Consider the following 816-nt stretch of genomic DNA (forward strand, 5'->3'; position numbering starts at 1 on the left):
CGGCCGCCACCCCGACCCGACCAACCTGCTGATCGCGCCGGCGGCGGCCTGGCTGCTGCACACGCTGCTGCGCCTGCTGGCCGAGGCGCCGAAAGCCGCGCCGGCGCCTGCGTCCGGGGAGGGCGGCGCGCCGACCGCCATGGCGGTGCCGGCGCGGGCGCCGCGCTGGCCCTGGCTGGCGCTGCCACCGCTGCTGGGGCTGGCGCTGCTGTTCCAGCCGTTCGCGGCGGCGCTGGCCATCGGCCTGGCCGCAGCGGCCGCGGCGGTGGCCTGGCGGCCGCTGCTGGCGCTGGCGCTGATCCCGGCGGCGCTGCCGGTGCTGGACCTGGCGCCCTGGACCGGGCGCGTGTTCGTCGACGAATTCGACCTGCTGCTGCTGGCCTGCGTGGCCGTGGCCGCGGCGCGTGTGCCGCGGCCGGCGGCGGGCGGGCGCGCGCCGGCCGCCGTGGCGCTGGCCTTCGTGCTGCTCGCGCTGTCGTTCACGATCTCGGGCCTGCGTGCGCTGTGGCCGCTGTCGCTGCCGGCCGCCGGCGACTGGTGGAGCTTCACCAGCCCGGTGAACACGCTGCGCATCCTGAAGGGCGGTGTCGAGGCCTGGCTGGTGGTCTGGCTGTGGCGCCGGCTGGAGCGCGACGGCGCGGCGCGGGCGACGGCCTTCGGCGCCGGCATGGCCGCCGGGCTGGCGCTGACGGTGGCCTGGATCGTCGCCGAACGGTCGGCCTTCGCCGGGCTGCTGGACTTCGCCGCCGGCTACCGCGTCACCGGGCCGTTCTCGGCGATGCACCGTGGCGGCGCCTACGTCGAGTGCTACCTCGC

Annotated in this window: 1 pseudogene; it reads left to right on the forward strand. The window is 78.2% G+C overall.

What is annotated here, in order from left to right:
• Positions 1-816 (forward strand): annotated as a pseudogene (locus tag RBXJA2T_RS20445) (hypothetical protein); the annotation flags it as partial.

The organism is Rubrivivax benzoatilyticus JA2 = ATCC BAA-35, from assembly GCF_000190375.1.
Lineage (GTDB): Bacteria > Pseudomonadota > Gammaproteobacteria > Burkholderiales > Burkholderiaceae_C > Rubrivivax > Rubrivivax benzoatilyticus.